This window comes from Paenibacillus sp. JT31N11 (assembly GCF_056269285.1).
Genome location: NZ_JBWDNQ010000012.1, coordinates 100,631 through 125,776, shown reverse-complemented (window position 1 = coordinate 125,776; position 25,146 = coordinate 100,631). Strand labels below are relative to the sequence as shown.

The 25,146-nt window shown below is 52.1% G+C and carries 17 protein-coding genes; 1 reads left to right on the top strand and 16 read right to left on the bottom strand.

What is annotated here, in order from left to right; genetic code table 11:
* Positions 1 to 285: 285 nt before the first annotated feature.
* The 8 genes from allC to AC0YNV_RS30275 form a co-directional block, all read right to left on the bottom strand.
* Positions 286 to 1,569 carry an allantoate deiminase gene (gene allC, locus AC0YNV_RS30310; RefSeq protein ID WP_475771354.1) on the bottom strand — a complete coding sequence of 428 codons (1,284 nt, stop codon included), beginning with the start codon at positions 1,567 to 1,569 and terminating at the stop codon, positions 286 to 288.
* A gap of 30 nt (positions 1,570 to 1,599) precedes the next feature.
* Positions 1,600 to 2,970 carry an allantoinase gene (locus AC0YNV_RS30305; RefSeq protein ID WP_475771353.1) on the bottom strand — a complete coding sequence of 457 codons (1,371 nt, stop codon included), beginning with the start codon at positions 2,968 to 2,970 and terminating at the stop codon, positions 1,600 to 1,602.
* Between the two features lie 339 nt (positions 2,971 to 3,309).
* Positions 3,310 to 4,275: an ABC transporter ATP-binding protein gene (locus AC0YNV_RS30300; RefSeq protein ID WP_475771352.1), complete on the bottom strand. Its 966-nt coding sequence runs from the start codon at positions 4,273 to 4,275 to the stop codon at positions 3,310 to 3,312.
* Positions 4,268 to 5,251 (bottom strand): ABC transporter ATP-binding protein, encoded by a 984-nt coding sequence (locus AC0YNV_RS30295; protein ID WP_475771351.1) that lies wholly within the window; start codon positions 5,249 to 5,251, stop codon positions 4,268 to 4,270. The genes AC0YNV_RS30300 and AC0YNV_RS30295 overlap by 8 nt, the downstream gene beginning before the upstream one ends.
* Positions 5,252 to 5,264: 13 nt before the next feature.
* A complete protein-coding gene (opp4C, locus tag AC0YNV_RS30290; RefSeq protein ID WP_475771350.1) occupies positions 5,265 to 6,191 on the bottom strand; it encodes an oligopeptide ABC transporter permease in 927 nt (308 codons plus the stop codon).
* A 16-nt stretch (positions 6,192 to 6,207) separates the two neighbouring features.
* Positions 6,208 to 7,161 carry an ABC transporter permease gene (locus tag AC0YNV_RS30285; protein WP_210044861.1) on the bottom strand — a complete coding sequence of 318 codons (954 nt, stop codon included), beginning with the start codon at positions 7,159 to 7,161 and terminating at the stop codon, positions 6,208 to 6,210.
* A 59-nt stretch (positions 7,162 to 7,220) separates the two neighbouring features.
* On the bottom strand, positions 7,221 to 8,981 hold the full coding sequence (locus AC0YNV_RS30280) for an ABC transporter substrate-binding protein (protein WP_475771349.1): 1,761 nt from the start codon (positions 8,979 to 8,981) through the stop codon (positions 7,221 to 7,223).
* Between the two features lie 349 nt (positions 8,982 to 9,330).
* Positions 9,331 to 10,242: an ArsR/SmtB family transcription factor gene (locus AC0YNV_RS30275; RefSeq protein WP_475771348.1), complete on the bottom strand. Its 912-nt coding sequence runs from the start codon at positions 10,240 to 10,242 to the stop codon at positions 9,331 to 9,333.
* A gap of 265 nt (positions 10,243 to 10,507) precedes the next feature.
* Between AC0YNV_RS30275 and AC0YNV_RS30270 the strand changes: the two genes are divergently transcribed.
* Positions 10,508 to 11,272 carry an SDR family NAD(P)-dependent oxidoreductase gene (locus tag AC0YNV_RS30270; protein ID WP_475771347.1) on the top strand — a complete coding sequence of 255 codons (765 nt, stop codon included), beginning with the start codon at positions 10,508 to 10,510 and terminating at the stop codon, positions 11,270 to 11,272.
* A gap of 89 nt (positions 11,273 to 11,361) precedes the next feature.
* Here the strand turns inward: AC0YNV_RS30270 and AC0YNV_RS30265 are convergent, their stop codons facing one another.
* From AC0YNV_RS30265 to AC0YNV_RS30230, 8 genes are all read right to left on the bottom strand, one after another.
* A complete protein-coding gene (locus AC0YNV_RS30265) occupies positions 11,362 to 12,075 on the bottom strand; it encodes a hypothetical protein (RefSeq protein WP_475771346.1) in 714 nt (237 codons plus the stop codon).
* A 95-nt stretch (positions 12,076 to 12,170) separates the two neighbouring features.
* Positions 12,171 to 17,165 carry a CehA/McbA family metallohydrolase gene (locus AC0YNV_RS30260; RefSeq protein WP_475771345.1) on the bottom strand — a complete coding sequence of 1,665 codons (4,995 nt, stop codon included), beginning with the start codon at positions 17,163 to 17,165 and terminating at the stop codon, positions 12,171 to 12,173.
* Between the two features lie 489 nt (positions 17,166 to 17,654).
* The gene (locus AC0YNV_RS30255) at positions 17,655 to 18,611 is read right to left on the bottom strand and encodes an ABC transporter ATP-binding protein (RefSeq protein ID WP_475771344.1); all 957 of its coding nucleotides are present in this window, start codon (positions 18,609 to 18,611) and stop codon (positions 17,655 to 17,657) included.
* A complete protein-coding gene (locus tag AC0YNV_RS30250) occupies positions 18,604 to 19,632 on the bottom strand; it encodes an ABC transporter ATP-binding protein (protein ID WP_475771343.1) in 1,029 nt (342 codons plus the stop codon). Before AC0YNV_RS30250 ends, AC0YNV_RS30255 begins: the two co-directional genes overlap by 8 nt.
* Positions 19,633 to 19,645: 13 nt before the next feature.
* Positions 19,646 to 20,560, bottom strand: a complete 915-nt coding sequence (locus tag AC0YNV_RS30245) for an ABC transporter permease (RefSeq protein ID WP_210044853.1) — start codon at positions 20,558 to 20,560, stop codon at positions 19,646 to 19,648.
* Positions 20,561 to 20,566: 6 nt separating this feature from the next.
* The gene (locus tag AC0YNV_RS30240; protein ID WP_475771342.1) at positions 20,567 to 21,493 is read right to left on the bottom strand and encodes an ABC transporter permease; all 927 of its coding nucleotides are present in this window, start codon (positions 21,491 to 21,493) and stop codon (positions 20,567 to 20,569) included.
* A 134-nt stretch (positions 21,494 to 21,627) separates the two neighbouring features.
* Positions 21,628 to 23,337 carry a peptide ABC transporter substrate-binding protein gene (locus AC0YNV_RS30235; protein WP_210044851.1) on the bottom strand — a complete coding sequence of 570 codons (1,710 nt, stop codon included), beginning with the start codon at positions 23,335 to 23,337 and terminating at the stop codon, positions 21,628 to 21,630.
* 478 nt (positions 23,338 to 23,815) lie between these two features.
* The gene (locus tag AC0YNV_RS30230) at positions 23,816 to 24,910 is read right to left on the bottom strand and encodes a zinc-dependent alcohol dehydrogenase (RefSeq protein ID WP_475771341.1); all 1,095 of its coding nucleotides are present in this window, start codon (positions 24,908 to 24,910) and stop codon (positions 23,816 to 23,818) included.
* Between the last annotated feature and the right edge of the window lie 236 nt (positions 24,911 to 25,146).

The following is a 25,146-nucleotide window of genomic DNA, read 5'->3' as shown; positions in this document are numbered from 1 at the left end:
AAGCATATTCCTGCTTACATGCTCTCATTTCGGATTTCTTCATCTCTAACAAGGAATAACCTCACAGCATCGGTTTCTGGATGCTGTTTAGTCTCGTAAGGATGTTGATGTTCTTATTAACTGTAGATTATTGGTAAATAACTCAATTTCCATGCAAACAGACGCCTCCATCGCCACTGTCAGAGTGGTTTTGAGGCGTCTTGTACATTGCTTGGGATTGAGGCGCTCACTGAACGCCTTTGCAAAGCCTGCTTGGCAAAGCACATGGCCGATCCCAACAGGTTGTTATCCTCCTTGCGCGTACCCAAGCTGATAGAGCAGCTCGATCAGGACGGCAATCCCCGCCGCCATATCCTGAGGCAGCGTATATTCCTCAGGCGAGTGGCTGATGCCCCGGGAGCTTGGAACGAATAGCAGAGCTGTCGGACAATACCGCTGAAAAACCTGTGCGTCATGCCCGGCGCCGCTGACCATTCTGCGATAGGAGAGCGACTTGGCCTGGCAAATCTGCTCCAGTCTCTGCGATAAATCGTGATCCATCCTGGCAGGCGCAACATCCAGGCTTTTCCGGCAGTCCATTGATAATGCCCGGATTTGTGCTATCTCCTCAAAACGGGTCAATAAAGCCCCGCAAAAGCTTTCCAGCTCCGCTTCCCCGGGATGCCGGATATCCAGCGTGAAGGTCACTTTTCCAGCGATGACATTCGATGTATTGGGCACCGCTTCGATTTTTCCGACGGTAGCGACAAGCGGCTCTCCGAGGCGGAGCGCCTCCTGCTCCAAATAAACGATCATCTCCGCAGCGCCGCTTAGCGCATCCTTGCGCATCCGCATCGGCGTCGTCCCTGCGTGATTGGCCTCGCCATTCAGTTCAATGACATAACGCTTCTGCCCGACAATCGCATCGACGATCCCGATCGTCTGCTCCATGCGCTCCAGGATCACGCCCTGCTCGACATGCAGCTCGATAAAAGCCGCAATATCGTCCCGCCGGCTGGCAGGCTGCTGCGGATTTCCGAATCCTGCCGCCTCCATGGCTTCACGAAAAGCAATGCCGTTATCGTCGTATATCCCCCGGATATGCTCCTCCCCGCGAAAGCCGGTAATGCTTCCGGACCCCCAGAATGCAATGGGAAACCGGCTCCCTTCCTCCTCGCAGAACGAAACCGCCTCGAGACTGCGCTGCGGCTGCCCGCAGGTTAGTTTCAAATAACGCAGCGCAATCAGCCCGGCGGCAATCCCGTAAATACCGTCATAGCTGCCGCCGCAGCGCACGGTATCCACATGCGATCCGGTCAGAATAGAGGGCGCTGCCGCATTCATTCCGGTTAATCGGCCTAAGACATTGCCCGCCTGATCCTGCCGCACTTCAAGGCCCATGCGCCTCATCCGCCCGGCAAGCGCCTCCTGCCCGCCGCGCCAGACTTCAGAGTAGAGCAGACGGGTAACTCCCCCGTCCGCTTCAGCTCCGAACGAAGCCAGCTCATTAATGATCGTTTCCGCTTCCGCCGCGAACTGCGCCAGCTGCTTCTCTCCGATTGAAACCGGGGTATCCGCTCCTTCTCCCATCGTCCGCCTCCCCCTCCTTCCTGCTTAGACTCAATGCACACTCACCCAATGTCCGTCCGGATCTCCCTGCAGCCCCCGGCCGTTCTCATATACAAGGCGCCCCCGGCTGATCGTCGCTTCGACCCGGCAGCCCATCCTCCTCCCGACATAGGGACTGTGCGGATGTCTGTAGTACAGATCGGATTCGCGCAAAACATATGTCCGATCCAGCGCGACCAGCGCAAGATCGGCATCGGCATGAAGGGCGATCCCGCCTTTCTGCGGGTGAAGCCCGAATCGTTTGGCGGGGTTTGCAGACAGCCACTGCGCCACCCGCTGCAGCGGAATTCCTCTTTTGATATGCGCTTCGTCGATGATAATTTCCATGCTGCTCTGTCCGCCGGAAATTCCGCCCCACAAGGCGAAGAAATTGCCGTCGGCATTTTCCTTCATCGAGCGCGGACAAGGGGAGTGGTCCGAAGAAATCATATCTATTTTGCCTTCGCGGAGCGCTTCCCACAGCTGCTCCTGCTCCTTCCGGGTTCTTAAAGGAGGCGAGCATTTGGCAAGGCCGCCAAGCGTATCCAGGTCATCCGCCGTCAGAGCCAGATAATGCGGACAGGTCTCCAGCGTTACATCGATTCCGCGCTGCTTGGCGGCATCGATCAATTCAACGGAACGGGCGCTGCTGATATGGACAAAATGCAGCGCGCAGCCGGTTTGCTCTGCAAAGAATAATGCGCGCTGCACAGCTTCCATCTCGGCAATGACCGGGCGCGAAGCGATATAATCGGCCGCCGAATACAAGCCCAACCTCTTACAGCGCCCAGCCAGCCTGCCCGTTATCGCTTCGCTTTCCGCATGCAGGGCCAAAATTTTGTGATGCTTCGCAATCTCCTGCATGCCTTCATAAAGCGTAAGATCATCCGCTTCTCTGAATTCATCCTCCTCCGATGACGACGGGGATGACATAAATGCCTTAAAGCCGATGATGCCGCTTTGCGCGAGCGCCGCGAGATCATCCCTGTTTCGGGGGACCAGTCCTCCCCATAAGGCATAATCGACGAAGGATTGGCCTTTGGCCGCTTCCAGCTTTTGCTGAAGCGCGGAGATTCGGATGGTCGGAGGAACGCCATTGAGCGGCATGTCAAAGTAGGTAGTGCATCCACCTGCGGCCATGGAGGAGGAGCCATGATAGAATCCCTCCCATTCCCCCAGCCCCGGCTCGTTGAAGTGTACATGCACATCGATCATCCCCGGCATAATATGCAGCTGCGAGGCATCTATCTGGCGGTCGCTTTCTCCATCGATCCGTTCCGACAGCTCTGCAATCCGACCACCGATAATCCCGATGTCGAGCCGTTTTACCTCATTCGCAAGAACCGCCATTCCGCCCCTGACAATCAAATCAAAACGCTGCATGCTTCATCCGCTCCTCTTCTTCCTGCCATTTCACGGAATCCCATTTACCACATATGTTATATATACTTACATAATAAAGATTAAGTCTTCCAAAGTCATTATCTATATTTGCCCATTTTGTCATGGCCTTCATGCTTGCCAAGCTGCAACGTAAGCGTATCGCCTCACCTGTTCTGGTGTTTCTCCGCCGTTCTTCCAGAAGCGCAAAAAAACCAGTCAGGTCATGGATTTGACCTGACTGGCATTATTAATGCGATCTCTGGCGTCTGTGCCATTCGCGAAGCGGCTTCGACTGTTATTCGGCTCCACAGGAGTGATCTCCCGCCGCAAGATGTCCCGCTAAACCAGATGGCAGGCAACATAGTGATTGCCGCCTGCGTCGCGGAATTCCGGCACCTGTTCTTTGCAGATATCCGTGGCATAAGGGCATCTTGTATGAAACTTGCATCCCGACGGCGGATTGGCCGGACTTGGAATGTCGCCTTTCAGCACGATTCTCTCCCGCTTCAGCTTCGGAATCGGGACCGGAACCGCCGACAGCAGCGCTTTGGTATAAGGATGCAGCGGATTGCGGAATAATTCATCCCGGGATGCTGTTTCCATCATGGAACCCAAATACATGACGCCGATCCGGGAGCACAGATGCTCGACCACGCTCAAGTCATGGGAGATGAACAGATAGGTCAATCCCCGAGTCTCCTGAAGCTTGCGGAAAAGGTTGATGATCTGGGCCTGTATCGATACATCCAGAGCGGATACGGGCTCATCGGCGATAATCAGATCGGGATTCAGCACGAGCGCCCGGGCGATGCCGATCCGTTGACGCTGCCCGCCTGAGAATTCATGGGGGAAGCGGTCGATATGATAGGATGACAATCCGCAGGAAGCCAGCACCTCCTCCACGCGCTCCCGCACTTCCCCGCCCGGAACCAGACCGTGGTCCAGCAGCGCTTCACCGATGGCGTCGCCTACGCGAACACGCGGATTCAGCGAGCTGTACGGATCCTGGAAAATCAGCTGCATTTTCGGACGCAGCTTGCGAAGCTCCTGCGCAGAGAGGCTGTACAGATCGATTCCTTTATACTTCACTTCTCCGGCCGTTTTCTCGGTCAGCCGCAGAACCGTCCGCCCGACTGTGCTTTTCCCGCTGCCGGATTCACCGACAAGACCGAAGGTCTCGCCGGGTTGTAGGGTAATGCTGATATTGTCTACCGCCTTGACCTGCCCTACCGTCCGATTGAGCAGGCCAGATTTGATCGGAAAGTATTTTTTCAGATGGTTGATTTCAAGCAGCGCCTCAGACATGAACGACCGCCTCCTCATAGAGCCAGCAGGCGACTTTTTGCTTATCCGCTACAGCTTTGAGCTGCGGCTCCTTCGTCTGGCAGACCGCCATACAGCTTTCGCATCGGTCATGAAAATAACAGGACGGCGTCAGATCGAGCGGATTGGGAACCTGTCCCGGGATCGAATATAAGTCATCCTGCCGACGGCCCAGTACCGGCTTGGATTTCAGCAGCCCCCGCGTATACGGATGCTTGGGATTCTCGAACAGCTCGACAACCTCGCCCTCTTCAACGATTTTGCCGGAATACATAACGATGACATAATCGGCCATTTCCGCCACCACGCCAAGATCATGCGTAATGAGCAGAATGGACATATTCGACTCTTCTTTGAACTTGCGGAGCAGATCCAGAATCTGCGCTTGAATGGTCACATCGAGCGCGGTCGTCGGCTCGTCGGCAATGAGCAGCTTGGGACTGCAGGATACCGCAATGGCAATCATGATCCGCTGCAGCATACCGCCGCTGAGCTCATGCGGATAGCTGCCCGCGATCTGCTCGGCCCTGGAGATGCCGACCTCCGTAATGAGTTCAATTGCACGCTTCCGGGCTGCTTTCTTGCTCATCTTCAAGTGCTCGACCAGCGGTTCAATCAGCTGCTCGCCGATCGTCAGAACCGGATTGAGCGACGACATCGGTTCCTGGAAGATCATCGCAATATCATGACCGCGTATGGTACGCAGCTCATTCCTGTCCAATTTGAGCAGGTCACGCCCGTCGAACCCGATCTCTCCGCCCACGACTTTGCCGGCTGGTCCCTCTACCAGTCCCATCACCGACATGGCCGTAATGCTTTTTCCGCAGCCGGACTCCCCGACAATGCACACGGTCTCTCCACGTTTGACCCGCAGGCTCACATCGTCAACCGCTTTGACCGTGCCCGCTTCAGTATCAAAATATGTGCTGAGGTGATTGATCTCAAGCAGCTCTTTCATGGAAGTCTGTCACCTACCTCTTCTGTTTGGGGTCCAGTACGTCCCGGAGCCCATCGCCAAATATGTTTATTGCGATGACCGTCGCGAATATCGAGAAACCCGGCGGTATCCAGAGCCATGGCCGCTCCTGAAAATCAATCATGTTGTTGGCCGAATCGATCATATTGCCCCAGGTCGGCGTCGGCGGCATGACGCCGAGACCGAAGAAGCTCAGAACCGACTCGCTCAGGATGGCGCCGCCGATATTGAGCGTCGCGATAACAATGAGCAGCGGAACCAGATTCGGCAGCAGATGGTTGAACAATTTGCGCCGGTCGCGCAAGCCGAGCACGACCGCGGCCTGCATAAATTCGCGTTCGCGGAGGCTGAGCATCTGCCCCCGCACCATCCGCGCAAGTCCCGGCCAGCCGACTAAGCTGAGCATCACCATGACAATATACATCCGGTAATCGGTCGGCACCTTCCACTCCGAAAGCATCGCACCGAATATGAACAATAACGGAAGACTCGGAATCGTAAGCATCAGATCCGCGATCCGCATAATAATTTGATCCGCAATTCCCCGATAATAGCCGGCAATCGTGCCCAGAAGCGCTCCGATAAAGACCGAAAGCACCATGGACGCGAGTCCGACAGTCAGTGAAATCCGGCCGGCCTGAAGCACCCGGGTCAATACATCCCGGCCAAGCGCATCCGTGCCAAGCCAGTGCTTGAGGCCAGGAGCCTTGTTCATCATGGCCATATTGATTTTGTTGTCGGTATAAGGCGAGAACAGCGGTCCGATGAAGCACGCCGCAAACATGAGGACGACGACGACAAAGCCGGAGACCGCCAGCTTATTCTTGAGCAGACGGCGCAGCGACTGCTTCCAAAGCGATGATTTTACCGGAACCGGCTTAGTTTGATTGACCTTGCTCAAACCGCTGCTAATGGTTGACATCCATGACAGCCCCCTTCTACAACCGGACGCGCGGATCGGCAACACGATATAAAATGTCCGATAACAGCGTGCCGATGACCGTCAGAATCGCAATAAATACAGTAAAGCCCATAAGCAGCGGATAATCCCGCAGCGAGAAGGACTGCATATACAGCTGTCCGATTCCCGGCCAGTTGAATATTTTCTCAATGATGAGCGATCCGCCGAACAGCGCCGGAAGCTCGAAGCCGACCAAAGTAATAGCCGGCAGAAGCGCGTTTCGCAGCGCATGCGTAAACAGCACTTTTCTTTCCTTCAGCCCCTTGGCCCGCGCCGTACGGATATAGTCCTGCTTGAGGACGTCGATCATGCTGCTGCGGAAATATCGGGTCAGCGAGCCGAGTCCCAATAGCGTCATGACGATGACCGGAAGCGCCATATGATGGATGACTTCCTTCACATAAGCCATTCCGACCGCGTTGCTTCCCGTCGTCAGCATTCCGCCGGGAGGCAGCCATTTCCAGTCGACCGCCATGATTTTGATCAGGAACAAGCCGATGAAGAAGGACGGGATCGACATGGCGGCGAATATCCCGACCATCACCAGCGTATCGAACCAGGAGTACTGCCGGTAAGCCGCGACCACCCCGACAATCACGGCGATCAGCCAGGTCAGGAACGTTGATACAACCGCCAGCAGGAAGGAATTCCAGACATATTGGTTAAACAGCGTAAGAACGGGCTTCTGCTGCGCAAGCGAATAACCGAAATCCCCGTGAAAAGCATGCTTCATCCATGTGCCGTAACGCTCCAGAAGCGGCTTGTTGAGGCCGTAAATCTCCCGCAGCTCCGCCTTGCGCTCCGGCGTCAGCTTGATGTTGCCGGTGATGAAATCACCTGGAGTCAACGCATACAGGCTGAAGATCAGAAATGTAGCTGCGAGCAGTATGACGACCATGTATGTCAATCTTTTCGTTAGATAAGCGCTCATGACCGGCTCCTTAAATGGCATCCCCCGCCCTTAAGCATATAAGGCAGGGGACGGTTTATTTATTTCAGGGTCCAATTCGGCAGGCTGGCGGCAAGTCCGTTGAAAGGACTTACAGACAGGTTCTGAATCCGGCCGTTGTAGGCATACACCGATTTCTTGTAGTTGGTGAAAATTACCGGAAGTTCATCGTTCAGAAGCTGATAAATTTCTTTGTAAATGGCTTTGCGCTGCTCGATATCGAGCGTCGCCAGCCCTTTGTCGTACAATTCCTTGAATTTCGGATTGTCGTAGCCCTTGATCTCTCCGTCCACGAACATCAGCAAGCCATCGGACGGGTCGGTCAACAGCGGCGTCGAGAAGGATACGAGATCGTAGTCTCCGCCTTCCACCTTGGATGACAAGGCATTAAAGTCCGCGAACACTTCCGGCTGGAAGTCGACGCCAATCGCCTGAAAGTTTTCTTTGGCGACAGCGATAAAGATATCGGTGTTTTTGCTTTTGGAGCCCAGGTAATGAATGGACAGCTTCTTGCCGTCCTTCTCGCGGATGCCATCCGCGCCCGGAACCCAGCCCGCTTCGTCCAGCAGCTTGTTCGCCTGATCCGGATCGTATTTGTACGGATTGATTCCGTCCTCGGTATAGGACCAAGCAATCGGTGACGATGGAATATTGGCGATGGAAGCGGCTCCCTGGTTGGCGTCAACATAAATACTTTGACGGTCCAGTCCATAGGTGATCGCCTGCCGCACTTTTTTATCCTTCAACGCTTCATGCTCCAGGTTAACCTGCAGATATCCGTAAGTGCTCGGCGTGTAAGAGAGAATATTAACGAACCCGAGGCTTTTCAGCTTATCAATATTTTCCTGCGTTGCTGTGAACGAGGCATAATCGACTTCACCGGTTTCAATGAACTGCCACACATCGCCTTCCGACGTTTTATAGATAAAATGCTCCGTTGCCGGTTTGCCTTTGTAGTAATTCTCATTGGCTACAAGCCGGACTTCCTGACCGGGAATGAACTTCTCCAGCTTGTACGGGCCGCTTCCGACCGGTTGTTCATGCAGCTTCTTGATGTAATCCAGCTGGCCGAATTTATATTCCTTGCCGTAATAGGCTTTGGACAGCACATCGGAGCCAAGCGTCAGCAGCGCTGCCGCATTCGGTTTTTCCAGCGTGACGGAAATCGTCAGGGGGTCAATCACTTTGATGCCCTCAATGCTTTCCGCTTTGCCTTCTTTGTAAGCCTGGCCGCCTTTGACAAGCAGCGTTGGCAATTGAGAATCGCCGTCATAGGCCTTGTCATGCAGAATCGTCCAGGTGAACGCTACATCGTCAGAGGTAATCGGCGTCCCGTCGCTGAACTTCAAGTCTTTGCGAAGATGGAAGGTGTACGTGAGATTATCGGGAGAAACATCCCAGCCTTCCGCAAGAGCAGGCTGCGGGACTCCTTGATCGTCAACCGTAACAAGCGGCGTATAAAGCAGGGAAGACACATTGCCGTCATAACCGCTTTGTTGAAAATAAGGCGTGAACGCGCCGCTTGGATCCGTCAGGCCTACAATGATCGTATCTGTACGCTGCTGGGCCGCAGCGGGAAGTTTGGACATGTCGCTAGCCTGAATCGTCGAGGCTGTACCTTGCGCCGCATCGGCAGGTTCTTCTGTGCTTGCATTGCTGCCGTTCGCTGCCGCCGGAGCTGCCGGTGCATTGTCAGCAGGTGCATTGCCAGCCGGTGTGTTGCCGCTCTTATCCGAGCATGCGGATAACAATAAACTGCCGATAATCAATACGGTGGATAATAAAACAGCGCCTTTCTTCATAACAACCTCTCCCATTTCAATTAAATTTTCTTTTTCTCAAAATATAAGACAGTATAAATCTGGTCTATACGTTGCTTATATTTCCAAGGTAAAAAGTCCTAGCTGCACTCATAAAGATGGCGAAACCGTTCTTCTCGATAATTCCGATAATATAAGTATGAATTAACTTCAATTATTTATATTATAGAAACCAATTGCGGTTCTGTAAATAGAGAACTGAAAAACATTTCCTAAAAAAGAGAAAATATTTTAAAAACAAAAAAACCACTCCTTCCGGAAATGGTTTGCTGGCATTCTTATTTGTCTCCCGAAGCCCGGTGTTGAAGGGCGGAGAGGCTATTTTTACGAACTATCTCTGCTCAATATATGCGATCAGTCTGCGCTGCATATGCTCCAATGCGCCAGGCCTCAGGGTGTATTCAACCAGTGTCTCGCCCTCAAAATAAGCCCGGATCATCCCTGCGCTCCGCAGCTTCGCAATATGATCATGCGTAATCCCCTTGGATAAATTCAAATGCCTCACGATTTCTATAAAGCTGCGGGGACCCTGGTGAAGATAGCGTAATATTTTCAGCCGGTTCTTCTCTCCGAGACTTCGGATCATCCGGTATTCCGGCGCGGGAAAATAATCGTCATCGGCAAAATAGATTCTTGCGGAATAATGGCAGAGCGTTAATTTGCCGAAATTGCAGATCACATTCAACGGCTGAAAATGATGCTGCGGGATGAGGATCAACTGTTCCAGCCCGTTCGCCGGTTTAAAATGCAGCCCGTTGGTCGTTTGGTCGATAAACTCATCCTGCTCAAGCCCCAATAACGCTTTCTTGCGGTCAAGAGTCTCCTCCCTTAACGATTCAATGATAGCCGGATCGATATGCCGGAAATACTGCTCTTCCCACTGCGACAGCATCGACAAGGTGCGGGAACGGAATTTTCCTTTGTTATCGGGAAACTGGTTGCTGTACTCCGATATAAGCTCGTAAAGGTCGCCGGACGACAATCCTTCCAGCCAAGCCAGGAAATCCTCGGTGCTTCCACAGCCGGGGCACAGATGAACGAGCAGAGAGGTTAATTTCCAATCCCCGTCGATCTCCGTTTGATCGAGGAAGGAAGCAAATTCTGGCGTCAACCGCTGACGGGTATCTTTGGCCCATTGGGGGGCCAAATCAATCTTCTTATATGATTTTCGACATATGTACGTATGCAGACTATTGAGAAGTTCATATATGGGCCCAAACTTCACATCTATCTGATAGTCCATCTCTCACGCTCCTTTCTTTCGCTTTCTGTTAGGCGTATTCTACAGCAGACTTCACGAAAAACGCAAGAGGAATGTGTAACCATCGGCGTTACAGACCCATGCAAACTCCCTGTCCGTATGCCGTTCAAAGGTACCGGCATGGCCGCATTAGTCCTGTTAACCATACCTGGTATGAATAAACGGCGTACTTTGCAAATCCGCGATTATCGCCAATAATGAGGCTGTAAGAACATACGGCAACCAAAGCTGCGGGAGGATGAACACAATGAACATTTCTTTGAACGGCAAAGTCGCCATTGTCACCGGCGCAGGGCGCGGAATCGGACTTGCAACCGTCAGAGCGCTGGCTGAATCCGGAGCGGACGTCATAGCGGCTTCGCGTCAGATAACGGCAGAGTTAAAGGAGCTTGAGGATACCGGAAAGGTGCTTACGGTTATAGCGAATGCAGCAAAGGCGGAAGGAGCGGAGCAGGTCGTGAAGGAGACGCTAAATCGCTATGGACGGCTGGACATTCTCGTTAACAATATTGGCGCAACGGATACCCGTTCCGGGGAAGGCTTCCTTCAGCTGTCCGATGCCGACTGGGCGGAGATGATGGACGTTAATCTGATGAGCGTCGTGAGGACAGCCCGTGCTGCACTTCCCCATCTGACGTCGCCAGGAGGGGCAATCGTGAATATTTCCTCGATGAACGCCGTCATGCCTAATCCGCGGATCATCGCTTACAGCTCAGCCAAAGCCGCTGTCACGAATTTGTCCAAAAATTTAGCCGGCGAGTTCGCATCAAGAGGCATTCGCGTCAATACCGTCGCACCGGGACCGACCCGTACGGAGATGTGGGCGGGAAGAATACCGGATAACGATGAGGATTCCAGGAAAATGGCTCTTGATCTGGGCATCTCCCTGGGGCGTTTTGCCGAATCCGATGAAGTTGCCAGTCTTGTCGTATTCCTTGTTTCCGGTCACGCGTCCATGATTACAGGGGTGGATTATATTATCGATGGCGGATTGGTCAAGACCATTCACTAACGAGTAAGCCGCATGGGTATGACGGCGGATAAGCGGCGGCAATCATTATACAATTTAGGTCTGTATTCATTCCAAAGCCTTCGGATTATTCAGTTGGCCGGTTTGCGTACAGCCTTATTGCCGGTTTGCAAATTCACGGATTTGGCGGAATTCCGCCGTTTCCACATCAGTACGCCGAGGAAGAATAAAAGCAAGCAGCCAAGAATGATCCCCCACCTGATCAGCGTTGGTTTGGCGATTGCCGAAACATGACCGGAGGTGTTATTTTCCCCATCCCTGCTCCAGCTGAACTGGGTGCTGGTCTGATTAAAGACAACTTCCTGCTCCCGGTCCGCAAACTGAATATGGGCCATATTAATATGATGGACGAACCCTTCTACCTGAAAAAAGCGGTAATTAATCTCAAAATCTTCAACCGGCTTCGCAAATTTATATTCGATTTGGGCCATGATCATCGGCAGCTTGCCTTTCTCCGTCATTACTGTTTGCCTGATCAATGGCTCGCCGGCCACGCCTCCGCTCAATACCTGAAGATTGGAACCCATGAACGCATCCAGTACCGCTTCCTGTTCCTTCACTTCCTCCGCGTCGACATAACCGTCCGTATTCAGATCCAGTTCGACGAACTCCTGAAGCTGGTAGGGGTCCATATAGAGCGAATATTCAATGGAGTCTGTTCCGACGACGATCTCCGAGTAGCCGATAGGCTCAAAATGGGCGGACGAAATCTGGGGCAGAACCGGCAGCAGGCCAAGCAGGAGAATCGCGATTTTCACATATGCACTTATCTTCTTGGCAGTCACAGCAATACTCTCCTCTCAGGAATGGATTTCACTCATTAAACAAATAGCCGGGAATACAGGCAAGCGCCCATATTCCCGAACTGATGTATCCTTGTTTATTTCATCAGATGCATGGCTGTCAAAATAACTTTAATCGCTTCAGCGCGTGTAGTGCCGGCTTTCGGAGCGAATTCCCCATTGCCGCGGCCCTGGATAATACCGAGCTGCTTCAACTGCTCCGCCATGCCTTGTGCCCATACCGGGATATCAGGCGCATCGCCGAATGTCGATTTCAATCCGGCATTGTCAGGAAGGCCCAGCGCTCTGGCCAGCAGAACGGCCATTTCCGAACGGCTCACGATCTGACCCGGACGGAAGGTGTTGTCGTCATAGCCTTTGATAATGCCAGCTTTGATTGCCTTCTTGATCGCATCGGCGGACCAGGCAGGAATGCTGCTTTGATCTGCAAAGCTTAATGCTGCGTCGGAATCGTCGTATCCCATCGCTTTGGTGAGAATAACCAGGAATTCGGCCCGGTTGATCGTCTCATTAGGTTTGAACGTGCCGTCCGGGTATCCGCTAATCAGACCGCTGTCAACGGCTTCCTGGATATAGCTTTTTGCCCAGTTATTCGACACGTCAGTAAACAGCTGATCGACAGGCTTCGTTGGCTGCTGATTCTCTCCTCCGCCTGACGCCGGAGCTTCAGGAGCTTCCGGCTCCTCAACTGGCGGCTTCTCTGCAGGAGGCGCAGGCGGCGCAGCCGGAGGGTACGAAGGATTATCAGATCCGTCCGCCGGAGGTGTGTTGTCATCGTCATCTGGATGACCCGGTCCCGGCAGCTTAATGGATATCGATACGATACCCGGATTTGAACTTCCTTTGCCGTCGTTCACCATGTACATAAATGTATCCTCGCCGGGCTGCTCATCATTCGGCGTATACGTTACGCTGCCGGTATGACTATCCTTGATGACGGCATTCCCCCTCGTACCGTTCTGCACAATGGTATACGTAAGCGGATCGCCGTCTGAATCCGTTCCTTTCAGACTGACATCGATCGCGATGCCGATTGTCGTATTGAAGGAGAGATTCTCGGCCTTCGGCAGATGATTGCCTGGTGTAATATGGACAGTGATGGTAGCCGTATTCGAATCGACAGATCCATCATTTACTTTAAAGCTGAACGTATCGGTTCCCGTCGCCGCGCCAATGTTCGGCGTATAGCTGAAACCGCCGTATACCGCGTCTATGACGGTTGCCGTGCCCATAGTACCATTAGCCACGATTGAATAGGTCAGTTTATCGTTATCCGGATCCGTTGCCTTCAGCTTCTCCAGCAAAGATCCGCCCTGCGCAACGCTCCAGGTTCCACCTTCGGCAACCGGTGCCTGGTTGGATACCGGAACTTCCTTGATATTGACGGTGACAGCTGTCTCCTGGGAATCCGCTTCGCCATCACTTGCTATAAAGGTGAACGTATCCGTTCCCGTGACACCCGGGTTCGGTGTGTAAGTAAATCCGCCGTATACCGCATCCGTTACGGCTGCCTGACCAAGCGTCCCTTGCTTCACGATTCGGAAAGCAAGCGGATCGCGGTCCTCATCCGAAGCGACCATTACGCCGTTGATCGGCGTGCCGGCAGCCGTATTGTATTCGGATGTCGAGGCGGCAGGCGCTTTGTTCGGCACAACGGTGACGGTTGTGATAATTTCAAGATTCCCGATTGAAACGGTAATATCCGCTTTGCCCGTCTTCAATCCCGTCATATGGCCGTAGCTGTCGATTGAGACAACCGAGGAGTCGCTGCTGATGAAGGCAAGCTTCCCGGTCTCCGGAAGCTCCAGCTTGCTGGCGTCGAGGTAAGTGCCGGTAACGGACAGCACATCCGATTTGTTTACCCGCAGCGTCACATTCTCATCATCAAAGCTCATGCTTTGCGGAACGCTGATTCCGTCTGTGATCCAGATCGGGTTGGAGAAAGCGAATTTTCCGTTGGCTCCCTCCAGCTCCATCCTGTAGAAATCACCAGGCAATGCATTATCCTGCAGGTTCTGATTAAAGGTTGTACCCGTTAGACCGGTCCACTCTTTCAGAAGGACTCCGTTCTTGATTACGCGGGCAGTCGTCAGTCCTCCAGGCGCAGAACCGTTCAATACGATGTTTGCCTGTCCGCCTTGTCGGTCCACTGCAACATCGGAGCCAATCATTTTTCCGTTAATGTTGAGCTCCAGGTCGATATCGCCGTTCGTACCGTATAGCATACCGCCACGGATGGCTTGGTAAATCTCTTCCTTGGACAGGTTGTCCATATAGGCTTTAATGTGCGGATCGCCCACTTTGCCCGGGTTATGGGCATCGGAGTTGGCAAGACCAATAATATGCCGGCCCGCTTTGTTCAACTCATCCCACTTGGCGAACGCCTGGGCGTTAACCGTATGCTTGGGCGGGTAGAAGCCGTTCCACACTTCGATCCCGTTATAATTCTTGACGCTCCAGTCCTCCCACTCCAGGCCGGGATAATACGGATGGGCGATAAAATGCATCCCCTGCCCATCATTGTTCGCCCGGGTCTCGTTGATGTAATCCTGGGTCGGCTGCGCCCAATTGATCAGGCTTGAAATATCGTAGGCCAGCGAGTGGCCGGTGCCGGTTGTGACTTCCTCGCCCAGCAGCTCCACGAAATCGGCGCGGTTCTCTTTGGCCACGTCATCTTTTTGCTTGATTGAGTTGTGGTCGGTTGCCGTAAGGAAATCCAGTCCCTTGTTGCGTGCAACCGTAGCGTTGTCGTTAATCGAACCGCTGCCGTCGCTGTAACGGCTGTGCGTATGGTTGTCGCCGGCATACCAGCCCGGTCCGTTCACGAAAATTTGCTTGTTCTTGGTGATATAAGGATTGCCGGATTTCTTGATTTCAAGCTGGATATCTCCGTGACCCCCGCCTGCCGCCGCAGCATTCCATGTGACGGTTGTAGAACTGTGAGCAGCAAGTTCCGGAATGTCTTTCGCTGCCATATCGCTTGAGGTTACATTGGCCGGCAGGTTGAGATTGGCCTGCAGCCCGGACACGATATCGTCCGAATCATTCTTGACCGTAAGCGATACCTGGAACGGCTCATTGACGGACAAAGTCTCCTTGTCTACGGCCAGTTCCATGCTGATACCGGTTTGGTGGCTGATGATCTCGTCATAAACGTTGTTGATGGCCTGGCTTTTGTCAGTCAGCCCTTCTGTGCTGGCTGCCACAAGATGGCGTGTAAGCCGGTATTCTCCGCCAGCCGGGATCGTAATCTGCTTCTCGCTAAGCACATTTGTATTATTGCCGTTAAGCGTGAAGCCGCTGGCAAAATCACCTTCGTAGATAATGCCGTATGCCTGCTGCGAGCTGCCGTATTGAGAGAACCACGGCGCGTTCGGCGTATACGTTGCCACATCGGGAATCGTTCCAACACCCGGCACGAAGGAGGTTTGTCCCTCCCCGTCATGGTCCATCACGTCACCGGCATAGGCAACGACATCGCTTGCCGTCGTGTTCTTGAACACCGTTTCCGTGTCGATCCACGTCTGATTGGCTTGCAGGGAATAAGTCGTCTCCACATTTACGCCGGGCACCTCTGAGTAGGTCCCGGTTACTTTGACGGTTGCCTGCCCGGCTGTGCTCTCCGTGACGTCCACACTGGAGTTGTTAACCGTTAATACTTTCCACTGTTCTTTCGCGGGAAGAGGAGCAATTCGCAAATATGGAAGATTGATCCAGTCCAGATCATCATCCAGCCCCTGAACCGCGAAATCGATCGGCCGTCCTACCGAATTCGTCAGTTGGGAATCGACGTAGGTCTTGGCAATTGTCATGGCGAGCTTGGAGTTCTGAATGACGACATCATCCACCGTGCCCTCGGCAAGCGTACCGGGGAGCCGGACGCCAGTTCCCGCCGAGACCGAAATCGGATTCATATCAAAGTCGATCGGGTAGACAATCGTTGAATCCGTTGTAATCTCTACAGAGTTTGAATCCATCTCGTAGCCGGGTCTGGAGGCTGTCAGCGTATAGGTATTTGCCGGCAGATACAGCTCGTACTTGCCTTCGGCATCCGTTACAGCCGTGCCCGCTACCTCGGAATTGATGTTCTTGGCAACGAGAGTGACACCCGGAATGCCGGCGTCCGTAGTCGGGTCCGTCATCTGCCCGGTTACTTTGCTGTAATCGGGAACCTCTGGATCCATCACGGACAACTGCTTCGCATAAGTCGAGAAATTATCATATGGATTGCCGCGCTCCGACGGAATTTCCGTGACATGATACCAGGAAATTTGTTTGCTCTCTCCGGCTTTTACGCTGGCGTCAAACCAGGCGCCGAAATAGAGATCGCTGCCGTATATCCCGGTCGGCTGATCATCGAGCCAGGCGATGGAGTGAGCCGGTTCGCCTGACGAACCCGAGGTGCCGTCATAGAGATAGTTCTCCGACCAGCCTGATGTTCTGAGACCGGGCAGCCAGCCAATACCAGGCGCATAAGACGATTGAGCGCCCGGAACATCGGGATCCATGGAATACAGGAAATAACCGGCGAAGTCGCTTGTATCCTGATTATTCAACGTCAGGGTCATCTTCATGACCGGCTGGTCCGGCAGCATTTGGTAGGTAACGGAGCCTTTGATCTTGGCATTCTGATCCCACTGGCCAGAGGCAACGATCTTATCGTTGTCCACGACTTGAATATTATCAAGGGACAGCTGAACACCCTTCTGGTTGTAGTCGCCGTTCATGGTAGGGCTCAGAACAAGCTCCGACCAATCCAGCGTTTCCTTCATATTCGCTTTCGGGTCTTTGGAGACGAAATCAACAGGCCAGCCCTTTTTGAAGCTGCCCTGCTTGTTATTTGCTCCGACTTTGTTCGAAATGATCGCGATAGCCTCGTCATTCTGCAGATAATAGTATGTATCGCCTTCCGCTACGTCTTTGCCGGTATTCGCAGTTCCATCATAAGTGAAGCCCGGATCCTCGGTCGATTGACCCGCTTGCGCATCCAGGGATGCGTAAGACTTCCCGATTGGCAGCATGCTGAACGCAATCGTCCCCATAATAGTAATATTAATCCATTTTTTCCACATGAAATTGTTTAGCTTCCTTTCGGTTTTTATAATGGTGACAGGTTTGACGCAAATAATTCCTAGTGATCTCCAACAATCCCCTCTACTTTGCCGGTAAATTTTTGCACAGCGCTAATAATAAGTCTGGACTGTTACCGTTGTGTTCTCAAAATAATAATAAATTATTAAGAATTTATATATGATCTGAAAATTTCGAAAATTTCATATAAAATAGACCATCAACCTGACGGCTAATGATCCTGCAAAATCTGTTTCACATGTCATAAGAGTAAAATATATACAGTTTTAAATTCATATTCTTGCTGCTTATTCAAGAATCAGGCTTCCCGGGTGCTCCTTAACGGCTGCAAGCCCAGCCGGCCAAAAGCAAAAAACCACATGGAGCATTGGCTCGCATGTGGTTCACTTATTTAATTTATTATCATGCCGATCATAAATCAACGGAACAGCTGCGGCTGGCACGGATAAATGAATAGCTGCACCGCCATATTAATACAGATGACAAGCCGCAAAATGACCCGGCTCGATCTCTTTGAAGGCCGGCATCGAAGCCGCGCATTCCGGCATCGCTTTTGGACAGCGGGTGCGGAATGGGCAGCCGCTAGGCGGATTGACCGGGCTTGGAATTTCTCCCTGCAAAATAACCCGCTCCCGCGATTTCTGGATTTCCGGATCGGGAATCGGAATCGCCGAGAGCAGCGATTGCGTGTAAGGATGCAGAGGCTTCGCGTTCAGCGTACTGGCCGCCGCCACTTCAACAAGCTTACCCAGATACATGACTCCAATCCGGTCGGAAATATGCTTGATCATCGCCAGGTCATGGGCAATGAACAGATAGGTCAACCCATGCTCGCGCTGCAGATTCTTGAACAAATTCACGACCTGCGCCTGAACGGACACATCAAGCGCCGAGATCGGCTCATCGGCGATAATGAACTGCGGTTCGATCGCAAGTGCCCGCGCGATGCCTATCCGCTGGCGCTGGCCGCCTGAGAATTCATGGGGAAAACGCCCCGCATGCTCTTCGTTCAGACCGACGGCGTGGAGCAGCTGATGCACGCGCTCTGTCCGCTTTTTACCCGTGTACAGTTTATGAATGTCGATTCCCTCGGCGATAATTTTGCCTACAGTCATCCGCGGATTAAGCGAAGCGTACGGGTCCTGGAACACCATCTGCATCTCGCGGTTGAATTTCAGGCGATCGTCGCCCTTCAGTTTCCCGACATCCTTGCCGTTGAAAATAACCTGCCCCTCCGAAGCCTCGTAAAGCCGGATAATCGTGCGGCCAGCCGTTGACTTGCCGCAGCCGGATTCCCCTACCAGACCGAAGGTTTCCCCGCGATTGATCGAAAAGTTCAAACCGTCGACCGCTTTCAGCGTCCGGTTGTCTTTCAGTTGAAAATGCTTCCGCAAGTTTTTCACTTCCAGAATAGGCGCTTCAGGCATATACTTTACCTCCTGTCTCCTTCGACTGCTCCACCTTCGGCGCGTCGGGATGATTCAGCCAGCAGGCAGCGCTGTGCGTATCGGATATTTTGAAATGATCGGGATCCGTCTCCCTGCATATCCGCATGGCATGCGGGCAGCGGGCAGCGAAAGCGCAGCCCTTCGGCGGAGCGTACAGATCGGGCGGTGTACCGGGTATGGAAGACAGCTCGGTATGGCCGTCGCTGTCCAGACGGGGTACGGAGCTGAGCAAGCCCCATGTGTAAGGGTGCCGCGAACGATAGAAGATATCGTTCAATTCGCCCTGTTCCACCACTTTGCCCGCATACATAACGATGACCCGCTGCGCCATTTCGGCAACCACGCCTAGATCATGGGTAATCAGAATAATAGCCGTATCCGTCTTTTTCTGAATATCCCGCAGCAGATCCATAATCTGCGCCTGGATCGTCACGTCAAGAGCTGTTGTCGGTTCATCCGCAATCAGCAGCTTCGGATTGCAGGCCAGCGAAATTGCAATCATCACCCGCTGGCGCATCCCGCCTGACAGCTCATGCGGATACTGGTTAATCCGCTCCTCCGGATTGGACATGCCGACTAATTTCAGCAGTTCAACCGCGCGAAGCAGCGCCACGGATTTGCTGGCGCCTTCATGCTTGCGGATCCCTTCGGCAATTTGCGCGCCGACCGTCATCGTCGGATTGAGGGAAGTCATCGGGTCCTGGAAGATCATCCCCATTTCCTCTCCGCGCACTTTTTTCATTTGTTTCTCGGACAGCTTGGTAATATCCGTTTTGCCATTGAACATAATCGAGCCTGCTTTGATATAGCTCGGCGGAGACGGCGTAAGACGCATAAGGGTCTGGGCCGTCACTGACTTGCCGCAGCCGGATTCACCGACGATTGCGAGCACTTCGCCTTTATTTAACTTAAAGGAGACGCCGCGAACCGCCTGGACTTCGCCGGAGAACATTTTGAACGAAACTTGCAGGTTGTTGACTTCCAGTAAAGGTGCGCTCATTCGACTCTCCTCCTTATTTTCTCATTTTCGGGTCGAGAGCGTCGCGCAGACCGTCTCCCAACAGGTTGAAGCTGAGCAATATCAAACTGAAGATCACAGTCGGGAACAGCAGACGGTGCGGATGATATCTCATTACTCCGGCGCCATCGCTAAGCAGATTCCCCAGTGAAGCCAGAGGCGGCCGTATGCCAAGTCCGATAAAGCTAAGAAACGCTTCGGCAAAAATAGCCGTCGGTACAACAAACGTAATTTGAACGACAATCACGCCAAGGGCGTTCGGAATCAAATGCTTCAGGATAATACGAAATGGTTTTGCACCCAATGTGCGTGCCGCCAGGACGAACTCCTGCTCTTTGAGAACGAGCAGCTGCCCGCGGACCAGCCGCGCCATCGACACCCAACCGGTAATGACATAGGCAAAAATAATCGATTTCATCCCCGGACCCAAAACCATCAAGAGAAGAATGGCCATTAGCAGGTAAGGAATAGAGTATACCACTTCGATAAAACGCTGCATAATCGTATCGACTTTGCCGCCAAAATAAGCGGAAATTCCGCCGTAAAGAACCCCGATCACCAGATCGAGCAGCGCCGCTGTAATTCCGATCGTCAAGGAAATGCGCGCTCCCCACCATACGCGGGTCCAGAGATCCCGCCCAAAATCGTCGGTGCCGAAATAATGGTCGGCTGACGGACGCAGATTGACGGCTGACGGATTCTGCGTCTCGTAATCATAACCGCTGACAAGCGGAACAATAATAGCAAAAGCGGCGATGATCACAAGGACTACCAGTCCGGCCATAGCCAATTTATTTTTCTTCAGCCGCCTCCACGCATCCTGCCAATAATTCAGGGAAGGACGCAGAATCGCTTCTTTGCTGCTAGTCTGCGGAGCCGGTTGAAATTGATCTTTAACGATGACTTCCATCCCTTATCACCCTTTCCCTAACCGAATACGCGGATCGACGAAGCCATATGCAATATCAGTAATAAACATAGCCACAACAAGAATAGCCGCATAGAATATGGTCAATCCTGTAATCATCGTGTAATCGTTCGTCAGAATGGCGCTCACAAATTGATAGCCTATCCCCGGAACGGAAAATATCTTCTCCACGACCAGTGTCCCGGTTAATACATTGACGGTTATCGGTCCCAGAATGGTGATAACCGGTAATATCGCATTACGGATCATATGCGTCCCCACAACGGAAACCGTCGGTATTCCTTTTGCCTTCGCTGTCTTGATATAATCCTGGCCGGCAACTTCGAGCATGGAAGCCCGCATCATCCGCGCCAGTATCGCAATCGTTCCGAGCGACAGGGCCAGAGCCGGTAAAATCCGGTGCTCCGGAGTCGTCCACAAGCCTGGCGGAAGCCATTGCAATTTAACCCCTACGAAGTAGGAGAGCAGCGGTCCAATAACAAATGATGGAATGGACACCCCGATGATGGCGATGAACATTGCGGAGTAATCGCCTAGCTTGTTATGTCTGAGCGCGGCAATAATCCCGAGCAGCAGACCGACAATAACAGCAAATATCAGAGACTCCAGACCAAGCTCAAAAGAGGCCGGATAAGCTGACTTGATTACGCTCACAACCGAGCGTGTCGGGAATTGATAGGAAATCCCAAGATCACCCTGTACCACTTGTCCTATATATTTCAGATATTGCTGCCATATCGGTTTATCCAAACCGTATTGTTCAATCAAAATTTGCAAGTTTTCCGGAGTAAGCTTCGCCGTAGCCTCGCCAAAGGGATTACCCGGCAGCAGCTTCATCAGGAAAAAAGTGATGGTGACAATAACCCACAGCGTCACAAGCATATAAAAGAATCTGCGCAGCACATACTTAAGCATGATGGCCTCCCTCCCGCATTTGAAAGTTTGCAAGCAACATGAAGGAAGCCGTTCAAGTCGTTAACCGTGAACGGCTCCCCATGTTATGAAGTATGATGTTTGTTTCCTGGATGCGTTAAATAACTTCTGCTTGTTTAACCTTCAAAATGGGCCCATTTCAATTCGAAATCCGGACCGTAAGGAGGCAGAATCAGATCTTTCAATTTTGGATTGATGACAAACGGCGACGAACGGAAGTAAAGCGGCATAACAGCTGCTTCGCTCATCAGAATTTTCTCTGCCTGCACCATTTCATCAGCACGCTTGGCCAGATCGGTTTGGATCTGAGCGTCTTTGATCAGCTTGTCGTAATCGGCATTCGACCAGTCCTGTGTATTGAGCGAACCGCCGGTCAGGAACATATCAAGCCATGTCATCGGGTCGTTATAGTCAGCGCCCCATAATGTGGAGACGATCGTGTAGTTCTTGCTCAATTCGCGATCCAGACGATTCGCATGCGGCAGCGGTTCAGCCACTACGTCAACGCCAAGATTCGTTTTCCATTGTTGAACAATGTATTCAAGAAGCTTCTTGCCGGTTTCTGTATCGTCACCAATAATGGACAGCTTCGGCAGCGTCGTGCCGGACTCCGCCAAACCTTCTTGAAGCAGGGTTTTAGCCTTGGCCGCATCGAACGCATCGCGCGTGTCGCCGACAACACCACGGAATTCTTTACCGTTGCCATCCTGATTTCCTGCAGGTACAAAGCCGGTTGCCGGTACGGAACCATTGATCAGTACGAGATCCGTTACGCCTTTAAGATCGACAGCCATGCTGAATGCTTGACGGACTTTAAGATTGGCAAAAGCAGGAACTTTGGTTTGTTGAAAATTGAGGTAGCCGGTTACAAGCTCTTTCTTCATTTGCAGATCCGGTTTGCCGTCATAGGCTTTCATTTGGTCGCCTTTAACATCCGCGTAGTCAGTCTCGCCGGTTTCGTACAAATTCAGACCGGTATTCGTATCCTTCACGATGTTCAGGGTAACTTTGTCGAGTTTGACATTAGCGGCATCCCAATACTTGTCGTTCTTTTCGAGAACCAGCGATTGCTCGTGATTCCATGAAGTCAGCTTGAACGGACCTGCGCCAAGGACTTTATCGGCATCAGCGCCGCTCTTGTCTCCTTGGGCTTCTACGAACTTCTCATTCTGCGGGTAGAAGTTCAGAAATGCAAGCTGGGCCGTGAAGAACGGAATCGGGTGATCCAGCGTTATAACGAGCGTGGTGTCATCCTTCGCTTGGACGCCGAGCTTTTGCTTATTGGCTTCAATATCTTCCGGAGTTTTCGAATTCAGGACATCGTTGCCGCCTTTGATCCATGCGAGCATGAAGGCGTAAGTCGCTTTCGTGTTCGGGTCAAGCGTTCTGCGGTAAGAATATACGAAGTCATTCGCGGTCAGCGGGCTTCCGTCTGCCCAGACAAGGCCGGAACGCAGCTTAATGGTATATGTCAATCCGTCAGCCGAGATTTCCGGCATCGATTCTGCCAGTGCCGGCTGCGGCTGCATGTCTTTATCCAGACGGTACAAACCTTCGCTGATGGCTCCAAGGATCGTGAACGTAGCAGCAGCTTCTGCTATCGAAACGTCCAGTGCGGGAGGATCGGCCCGGTAGTTCATGACCAGATCTTTTTTACCTGTACTGCTGTCACTGGGACTATTGGCATTGGTGTTCGTAGTAGTGCCGGGATCGGATGCCGCGTTGCCTGCATTGCCCCCATTGTTACTATTGTTGCCGCATGCCGCCAAAATGGTACCGAGTAGAACTAATGTAATCATTCCTGACAAAAAACCTTTTACCTTCATAAATAAAACCTCCCCATTGATGATTTGTTAAGGATTAACAGTGGTAATTTCCATTTATTTTGGAGAACCTCATCCCAACGTCAGTATTATAACCTATCATTTTGACGATATCTATCATTATTTTTGATTATTAGACGCAGCTATCCCATTCACCAAAAATTGTAAGCGTTTTACGATAAGGATATTATAAAAGAATTTGTAGCATTTGCACAGTAAATGTTCTCGTTTTTAATACCGTCTATTTATAACATAGATATTACATGTTGGGGTTATTTGGATGTTATATATTAATCTCCTATATCTATTTATGTGGAAATTAAGGGATTGGGAAAGCGCTATCAGCAATTAAAACTTACCACCAACACAAAAAAAGGAACCAGATTTTTATGATCCCTTTTTACTATTACAATTTTCATAATCCCAAATATGGCAATATTTTGATTATTTTTTTCGACATTTCGCATTTTTGCGGTTGTTATTATTTCGAAACAACGGGAAATATAACCTCTATTGAAATCTGCGTGAGCCTCGAATTGCCGTCTATTCCTCGAAACTCAGCACGACTTGAAGATTCGTCTCCGTCTGTCTGTCCAACATGGCATAAGCGTCCGAAGCTTCGCTGAACGGCATGATTCGTGTAATGAGCGCCTCCAGCTCCAGATCGCCTTGACCGAGTCTGCTCCATCCGAGTGCGGTTCCAGCGGTTGCCAAGCTCGGGATCTACCGCATTAATTTGTGAGCACACGTTCTGGATGCGGTTGTGATGGAACTCCTCACCGAGGTACAACCCTTCCGCCTGCCTCTGATAGAAGCCCGCCGCCACAACGCGTCCATTATATACCGCAGAACGGACAGCCTGATGCAGCGCATGCGGGGAGCCGGATATTTCGATAACGGCATCGGCGCCGCAGCCCCCTGTGAGTGCCCTGATTTCCTTTGCGGCATCACAGGTCCCGCTGTTGATCGTATGGTCGGCGCCCAGATCCTTTGATTTGGCCAGACGATAATCATCCAGATCGACCGCGATAACTGCCGCACCGTTTCTTCTGGCCAGCTGGGCGGCCAATTGCCCAGGAACGCCCTGGCCGAATACCGCCACCGTCTCACCGACATGAAGATGGGCATCCAGTACGGCATTCAATGCAATGCAGCCCATCTGCGAAAATATGCCAACGATCGGCTTGAGACCCGGAGCAAGGCGATGCCCGCGGGCAAACGACTCCGTGACAATATGCGAGCTGCGGTGTCCCCAGGTACCGTAAATAAGATCGCCGGCCCTTACCTCCTGAACATCGGGCGATGCTTCGGCGACCTCGCCAATTTCCTCGTAGGCCCAGCCGCCGACAACAGGATAGAACGTGCTGCCCGGCTGCCTCTTCTCGAACAGCTGCAGTTCCCTGTTCCAAATGCCGCCGACCATCGGGTTCGTCCCCCGATAGGCGGTCAGCTGTGTGCCTGCGCTGATTCCAGAGTATAGCGTCCGCAGTCTGAGCTCTCCCGGCCCAAGAGGCCTCTCCTCATACTCCTCGATGCGGAAGCGAGCGTTCCGGTCGAATACCAGTACCTTTCCCACTGCTGCAGCCTCCTGCGCTGAATGACGGCGCAGAACTAACGGCTCAGTTTCATCTTTATGAAGAATTGGAGATTTTTGTGTGAAAAGCTGTTGCCTTGTCATCTTTTTTTTGCAAAGCAGGCCATACTGCCGACTCGTCATGGAAGAAATAATGACAAAACCCGAAATATATTCGAATTCTAAATTTTAGCTTTGTATAACAAATGAGCCGTTCGGATTCAAAGATTGCTTGTCAA

Bases quoted from the DNA above. Each gene is read 5' to 3' on its own strand.
- AC0YNV_RS30305 (WP_475771353.1), bottom strand. From the start codon at position 2,970: ATGCAGCGTTTTGATTTGATTGTCAGGGGCGGAATGGCGGTTCTTGCG.
- AC0YNV_RS30280 (WP_475771349.1), bottom strand. From the start codon at position 8,981: ATGAAGAAAGGCGCTGTTTTATTATCCACCGTATTGATTATCGGCAGT.
- allC (WP_475771354.1), bottom strand. From the start codon at position 1,569: ATGGGAGAAGGAGCGGATACCCCGGTTTCAATCGGAGAGAAGCAGCTG.
- AC0YNV_RS30255 (WP_475771344.1), bottom strand. From the start codon at position 18,611: ATGCCTGAAGCGCCTATTCTGGAAGTGAAAAACTTGCGGAAGCATTTT.
- opp4C (WP_475771350.1), bottom strand. From the start codon at position 6,191: ATGTCAACCATTAGCAGCGGTTTGAGCAAGGTCAATCAAACTAAGCCG.
- AC0YNV_RS30285 (WP_210044861.1), bottom strand. From the start codon at position 7,161: ATGAGCGCTTATCTAACGAAAAGATTGACATACATGGTCGTCATACTG.
- AC0YNV_RS30300 (WP_475771352.1), bottom strand. From the start codon at position 4,275: ATGTCTGAGGCGCTGCTTGAAATCAACCATCTGAAAAAATACTTTCCG.
- AC0YNV_RS30260 (WP_475771345.1), bottom strand. From the start codon at position 17,165: ATGTGGAAAAAATGGATTAATATTACTATTATGGGGACGATTGCGTTC.
- AC0YNV_RS30275 (WP_475771348.1), bottom strand. From the start codon at position 10,242: ATGGACTATCAGATAGATGTGAAGTTTGGGCCCATATATGAACTTCTC.
- AC0YNV_RS30250 (WP_475771343.1), bottom strand. From the start codon at position 19,632: ATGAGCGCACCTTTACTGGAAGTCAACAACCTGCAAGTTTCGTTCAAA.
- AC0YNV_RS30235 (WP_210044851.1), bottom strand. From the start codon at position 23,337: ATGAAGGTAAAAGGTTTTTTGTCAGGAATGATTACATTAGTTCTACTC.
- AC0YNV_RS30295 (WP_475771351.1), bottom strand. From the start codon at position 5,251: ATGAAAGAGCTGCTTGAGATCAATCACCTCAGCACATATTTTGATACT.
- AC0YNV_RS30240 (WP_475771342.1), bottom strand. From the start codon at position 21,493: ATGCTTAAGTATGTGCTGCGCAGATTCTTTTATATGCTTGTGACGCTG.
- AC0YNV_RS30245 (WP_210044853.1), bottom strand. From the start codon at position 20,560: ATGGAAGTCATCGTTAAAGATCAATTTCAACCGGCTCCGCAGACTAGC.
- AC0YNV_RS30270 (WP_475771347.1), top strand. From the start codon at position 10,508: ATGAACATTTCTTTGAACGGCAAAGTCGCCATTGTCACCGGCGCAGGG.